This is a genomic window from Ruminococcus sp. OM04-4AA, assembly GCF_003462585.1.
Classification (GTDB): domain Bacteria; phylum Bacillota; class Clostridia; order Lachnospirales; family Lachnospiraceae; genus Mediterraneibacter; species Mediterraneibacter faecis.
Genome location: NZ_QTZH01000086.1, coordinates 1 through 6,501, shown reverse-complemented (window position 1 = coordinate 6,501; position 6,501 = coordinate 1). Strand labels below are relative to the sequence as shown.

5 protein-coding genes and 1 pseudogene are annotated in these 6,501 nt (G+C 39.1%); 4 read left to right on the top strand and 2 right to left on the bottom strand.

The annotated features are described in order from the left end of the window. The first annotated feature begins 217 nt into the window (after positions 1 to 217). Complete coding sequence (locus tag DXB52_RS17555) at positions 218 to 694, top strand: PHP domain-containing protein (protein WP_472520404.1); 477 nt, start codon at positions 218 to 220, stop codon at positions 692 to 694. Between the two features lie 26 nt (positions 695 to 720). Further along, on the top strand, positions 721 to 1,032 hold the full coding sequence (locus DXB52_RS17550) for a PHP-associated domain-containing protein (RefSeq protein WP_472520402.1): 312 nt from the start codon (positions 721 to 723) through the stop codon (positions 1,030 to 1,032). Positions 1,033 to 1,049: 17 nt separating this feature from the next. Here the strand turns inward: DXB52_RS17550 and DXB52_RS14590 are convergent, their stop codons facing one another. Next, positions 1,050 to 1,925: an AraC family transcriptional regulator gene (locus DXB52_RS14590; protein ID WP_118107924.1), complete on the bottom strand. Its 876-nt coding sequence runs from the start codon at positions 1,923 to 1,925 to the stop codon at positions 1,050 to 1,052. A 208-nt stretch (positions 1,926 to 2,133) separates the two neighbouring features. Here DXB52_RS14590 and DXB52_RS14585 point away from each other — a divergent pair. Continuing rightward, positions 2,134 to 4,385 (top strand): annotated as a pseudogene (locus DXB52_RS14585) (glycogen/starch/alpha-glucan phosphorylase). 15 nt (positions 4,386 to 4,400) lie between these two features. Further along, positions 4,401 to 5,891 (top strand): 4-alpha-glucanotransferase, encoded by a 1,491-nt coding sequence (gene malQ / locus DXB52_RS14580; protein ID WP_118107922.1) that lies wholly within the window; start codon positions 4,401 to 4,403, stop codon positions 5,889 to 5,891. A 330-nt stretch (positions 5,892 to 6,221) separates the two neighbouring features. On the opposite strand, the gene DXB52_RS16395 is transcribed toward malQ, so the two are convergent. Beyond that, positions 6,222 to 6,501: hypothetical protein (locus DXB52_RS16395; protein WP_207661765.1), on the bottom strand; the 280-nt coding region annotated here is incomplete at its 5' end.

The window sequence follows — 6,501 nt, the reverse complement described above, 5'->3', positions numbered from 1 at the left end:
TGTCAAACTCCTGATTTGGCTATAAAAGTATAGATGAAAAGTAATTTGAAATTTCATTTTTGAAAAATAAATACTATAATTAAGATGGCTTGTCACTCCTATATAAACGCGGTATAATGAATTTATCAATAAGCAGTCTTTATAAAGAACGAAAATAAAGTTAGACCACATAGTACTTTTTGACAAAATCAGGACTGCGGAAAAGGAGGACTCAAATATGAAGATAGACATGCACTGTCACGTGAAAGAGGGGTCCATAGACAGCAGGGTAGGGATTGAGGAGTATATCACGATACTCAAGGAACACGGATTTCAGGGAATGGTGATCACGGATCACGACACATATAATGGCTACCGCTACTGGAAGAAGAATTTAAAAGGAAAGAAACATACAGATTTTGTGGTACTCAAAGGAATTGAATATGATACGAGAGATGCAGGGCATATTCTTGTAATTATGCCGGAGGGTGTAAAGATGCGTCTACTTGAGATGCGTGGAATGCCGCTTGCACTTCTGATCGATTTGGTTCATCGCAATGGTGGAGTTTTGGGACCGGCACATCCATGCGGAGAAAAGTACATGAGCTTCACTCATGCGAGAAGATACTACCTCTCACCTGAGATTGTTAAACGATTCGATTTTATTGAGACATTCAATTGTTGTGAACCGAGGATTCCAATGCCGGGGCTTTAAAGCTAGCGGAGAAGTACGGAAAGGTAATGACCGGTGGAAGTGATTCCCACAAGACGGACTGTGTCGGACGGGCATATACGATCTTGCCGGAACCGGTCAAAACAGAGACGGAGCTGATTTCTCTGATTCATAAGAAGACCGCATTCAAGACAGGTGGTGTCTATTACAATAAGACGACAAAAGAGAAGATTGGAAAAGTGAATAAGCTTCTTGTATATTCCTTCTGGGTATACAATAAGAGTGGTGAGCTGATGAAACGTCGTGGACGGAATAAGAAAATGGAAGAAGAACATCCATTTGATCCGATTGATCCGATCGAACTGTATTATCACTCATGATTGTTTCTGGATAGCTACTATGCTTTCCTGTAAGCTCCAGGAGAACTACCATATTTTCTCTTGAAAATACGGTTGAAATAGGACAGGTTATCAAAGCCACTTGATTCTGCGATCATCAGAATGGATTCATCAGATGATTTTAAAAGTCGTGCAGCCATTGTAAGACGGTAATCGTTCAAGTATTCGGTAAATCCGGTTCCCATGTGGGCTTTGAAGAACTTCATGAAATGGGATTTACTATAATAAGTAAGTTCGGCCATGTCATCAATCGTTAGTTTTTCAGTATAATGATTTTCTACGTATTTTAAAACAGTTTTCATTTTCTCCAAAGATTTGGAATCGGAGGAAGTGGAGACTGTTTTTTTCTGACTTTCAGAGATCAGAAGAAAGAAAAAGTTGAACAGAGAACTTTTCACAGCAAGCTGCCATCCAGGTGTCTGATCAGCACAGACTAGGTCAATCTGTCGGATACAATTGCTTAAGGCTTCAAAAGATTCAAGTGCCGGAGTGAGAAAGTATTCTACAGATAGAGAACCGTCAAGAAGCGGCATAATGTATTGAAGCATGCACAGATCGTTTGCCCCGGAAGAAAGTAAATCTGGTTTGAAAATAATATTTTCATATTCCATTTTAAAAGTATCATCCTGTTCGATGGCGTGGAGGCATCCGGGACGGATCATGACAATCTCTCCACTGTGCACCAGGCGTTTATCAAAGTCTACAGAAACAAAACCCTGCCCTTTTTTGATGACAACAAGTTCCAATTCGTCGTGCCAGTGAGGCGGAACCCCAGGAAAATCGAGAGGGATTGAGCAGAGATAAGTATTATAAGGAAATTCTGCGGATGTATGTGCTTTTGTTTCATGGTAATTCTGATATTCGTTAATGTTCATACAAAAATGAGATCCTTTCGATTAAATATTATCTGACAAATCTGTTAAACTGGATTGAATCATTAGGATGATAGTATTGTACAATAAAGTGCAAGTATATTGCAAGATATTTGAAGATAATCGTATTAAAATACAATCATAAGTTGAAAACAAAGAAACAAAGTATGTAACATAAAAACAGAATCAGATTTGAAGGGAGATTATTCAAATGAACATTCAGGAAACATTACAGCAGAAACTTGGTAAAGAGATTGCACAGGCTTCCAATGAAGAAATCTACGGAGCACTTCTTAGTATGGTGCAGGAAATGGCAGGAGAAAAGGAACGTACAGATAGTAAGAAAAAACTGTACTATATTTCCGCAGAATTCCTGATTGGAAAACTGCTTTCTAACAATATGATCAATCTTGGTATTTTTAATGAAGTAAAAGATGTGCTTGCACAGAACGGTAAGAACATTGCAGAAATCGAAGAAGTAGAGCCAGAACCATCACTTGGTAATGGTGGACTTGGACGACTGGCAGCATGTTTCCTTGATTCAATCGCAACACTTGGACTTGCAGGAGACGGTGTCGGACTGAACTATCATCTTGGACTTTTCAAACAGGAGTTTAAAAATAACCTTCAGAGAGAAACTCCGAATCCATGGATTGAAGAAAAATCCTGGCTGAAAAAGACAGATGTTGTTTATCCGGTATCTTTCAAAGGACTTAATGTAAATGCGAGAATGTATGATATTGAAGTAACAGGATATAACAATAAGACAAATAAATTACATCTCTTTGATATTGACTCTGTAGATGAGACAATCGTAGAGGATGGAATTGCTTTTAATAAAGAAGACATCGAGAAGAACCTGACACTTTTCTTATATCCAGATGATAGTGATGAGAACGGAAGACTGCTTCGAATCTATCAGCAGTATTTCATGGTAAGTGCAGGAGCACAGCTGATTCTTGATGAATGTACAGCAAAGGGATGCAACCTTCATGATCTTGCTGATTATGCAGTGATCCAGATCAATGATACTCACCCGACAATGGTAATTCCGGAACTGATCCGTCTTCTTGTAGAGAGAGGATTAGACATGGATGAGGCGATCGAAGTTGTTTCTAAGACATGTGCATACACAAATCATACAATCCTTGCAGAGGCACTGGAAAAATGGCCTGTATATTACCTGAAGAAGGTAGTTCCGCAGCTGATGCCGATCATCGAAGTGTGGATGATAAAGTAAGAAGAAAATATGAAGATGAAAGCGTTTCTATTATTGACAGAAATGATACAGTTCATATGGCACATATTGATATCCATTACGGATTCAGTGTAAACGGTGTTGCTTCTCTTCATACAGAGATTCTGAAAGAGACAGAACTGAATAATTTCTACAAGATTTATCCGGAGAAGTTTAACAATAAGACAAATGGTATTACATTCCGTCGCTGGTTACTGCATTGTAATCCGACTCTCACAGAGCTTCTTGATGAACTGATCGGAGAGGGATACAAGAAAGATGCAGCAGAACTTGAGAAACTTCTTGCATTTAAGGATGATGATAAGGTTCTCGACAGATTAGTAGAGATCAAACATGCAAATAAAGAGGCACTGTGCAAATATCTGGAAGAGACACAGGGAGTAAAAGTAAGCCCTGATACAATCTTTGATATTCAGATCAAACGTCTGCACGAGTACAAACGTCAGCAGCTGAATGCATTATATATCATTGATAAATATCTTGAGATCAAAGCAGGAAAGATTCCGGCTGCACCAGTGACAGCAATCTTTGGAGCGAAGGCAGCACCGGCTTATGTAATCGCAAAAGATATTATTCACCTGATTCTCTGCCTGCAGGAGATTATCAACAATGATCCAGAGGTAAGTCCATACCTGAAGGTTGTTATGGTTGAGAACTATAATGTAACAAAGGCTGAAAAATTAATTCCGGCTTGTGATATTTCCGAGCAGATTTCACTTGCATCTAAAGAAGCCAGTGGAACAGGTAATATGAAATTCATGCTGAACGGAGCTGTAACACTCGGAACAGAGGATGGAGCAAATGTTGAGATTCATGAACTCGTTGGAAACGATAACATTTTTGTATTCGGTGCTTCCAGCGATGAAGTAATCGAGCATTATGCAAAGGCTGATTATGTCGCAAGAGATTTCTATGAGAAGAATCCTGCGATCAAGGCAGCAATTGACTTTATTACAAGCGAGGAAGTTCTGAAAGTTGGAGAGAAAGAGAATCTTGAGAGACTGCAGCATGAGATTATCAGTAAAGACTGGTTCATGACTCTTCTTGACTTTGACAGCTATAAAGAAAAGAAAGAAGAAGCATTGAGAGCTTATGCAGATCAGAAAACATGGGCTAAGAAAGCACTTGTAAATATTGCGAAAGCAGGGTATTTCTCATCTGACAGAACAATCGAAGAGTACAACAGAGATATCTGGCATCTGTAAGAGGAGGAGAAGAACGTGAAAAGAGCGAGCGGAGTATTATTACCGGTATTTTCATTGCCATCAAAATACGGAATTGGCTGTTTCTCAAAAGAAGCGTATAAATTTATTGATCAGTTAAAAGAGGCTGGACAGAGTTACTGGCAGATTCTGCCGCTTGGACCGACTGGATACGGGGATTCCCCGTACCAGTCTTTCTCCACATATGCTGGAAATCCATATTTTATTGATCTGAAGACACTGATCAAAGAAGGACTTCTGACAAAAAAAGAATGTAAAGTGTATGATTTTGGAGAGCAGGCAGACAGTATTGATTACGAGAAAATTTACAATTCAAGATTTAAAGTGCTGAAAAAGGCATTTGAGCGTTTCGAAAAAGATGAAGCATATGATAACTTTATCAAAGAAAATGCGTATTGGCTGGATGATTATAGTCTTTACATGGCAATCAAGGACAGCAAAGGTGGAATCAGCTGGAATGAATGGGAAGAAGCCCTGAAAAACCGCGAGGAAGCAGCACTTGAGAATGCGAGAGAAGAACTTGCAGAAGAGATTGATTTTTACAAATTCCAGCAGTATGAATTCGATAAACAGTGGTCACAGCTTCACGCTTATGCAAATGAACAGGGAATTCAGATCGTTGGAGATATTCCGATTTATGTTGCATTTGACGGTGCAGATACATGGGCATCTCCGGAGTTATTCCAGTTTGATGAAGAGAATAATCCGGTGGCAGTAGCAGGATGTCCTCCGGATGATTTTTCTGCAACAGGACAGTTGTGGGGCAATCCGCTGTATAATTGGGAATATCATAAAAAGACAGAATACGACTGGTGGATTAAGAGAATCCGTCATTGTCTCAAATTATATGATGTAGTAAGAATTGATCATTTCCGTGGATTTGACGAATATTATTCCATTCCTTATGGAAATAAGACAGCAGTGGATGGAACATGGATGCCTGGCCCGGGAATGGATCTGTTCCGTACAATTGAAGAAAAACTTGGCAAATTGAATATTATTGCAGAAGACCTTGGATTCCTGACAGAAAGTGTACTTCAGATGTTGTCTGACAGTGGATTCCCGGGAATGAAAGTAATACAGTTTGCATTTGATCCAAATGGAGGCTCTGCATATCTCCCGCATAATTATCCGGAAAACAGTGTTGTATATACGGGTACGCATGATAATGATACAACAAGAGGATGGTATCACAGTACAGATAAAGCAACGCGAGACTTTGCAAAAGAGTATATGAATGCACAACGCCTGGATGAAGATGATCTGGCGTGGGATTTCATCCGACTTGCAATGAGTAGCAAGGCCAATCTTTGCGTGACACCAATGCAGGATTTACTGAACCTGGACGGCAAGGCAAGAATCAATGTACCGTCTACACTTGGCGGAAACTGGACCTGGAGAATGGAGAAAGGACAGTTTGATGAAGAGACGGTGAAGAGATTGAAACGTATGACATGGTTGTACGAACGTCTTCCGAGAGAAAGTTGAAAAGAAAATAAAATAGTATAAGAGAGGGACTATGTTGATGAGCATGGTCTCTTTTGTGTTTTGACTATTAAGGGCATTCGCCCTATGTTCTCCACTCCTACCAGTTTATTGCAAGCAAGCTTGCAAAATCTGTTAGGGTCGGGGAACGCAGATACTAATTTTTCAGAATATTCTGAATTGCATGAAATATATAAAAAACATTGACAATTAAAAACAGCTGTGATAAGATAACTTTCATCGCTGAGGAACAGCAAAGAAAACAACAGAGGAACGGAAGATAAAAGAAGACGCGGAGGCGGGATATTCTTGATCGGAAGGAAACTGGAAGATTTAAAAATCAATGAAATGATTGAAAAATAAATCAAAAAAGTTGTTGACAAAGAGTTCTGAAAGTGATATCCTAAACAAGCTGTCGCGTGAGACAGCAAAGGAAAGCTCGAAAAGAGCGACAAAGAAAAATAAAAAAGTTCTTGACAAAGACAAAAGCTTTTGATAGAATATAAAAGCTGTCGCTTGAAAAGAACGACACAAACAAAGAACCTTGATAACTGAACAATAGACAACAACAACCCTTGAAAATTTCTTTAAGAGAAGATTTTTAAGAACGGTT

Bases quoted from the DNA above. Each gene is read 5' to 3' on its own strand.
- DXB52_RS17555 (WP_472520404.1), top strand. From the start codon at position 218: ATGAAGATAGACATGCACTGTCACGTGAAAGAGGGGTCCATAGACAGC.
- DXB52_RS17550 (WP_472520402.1), top strand. From the start codon at position 721: ATGACCGGTGGAAGTGATTCCCACAAGACGGACTGTGTCGGACGGGCA.
- DXB52_RS14590 (WP_118107924.1), bottom strand. From the start codon at position 1,925: ATGAACATTAACGAATATCAGAATTACCATGAAACAAAAGCACATACA.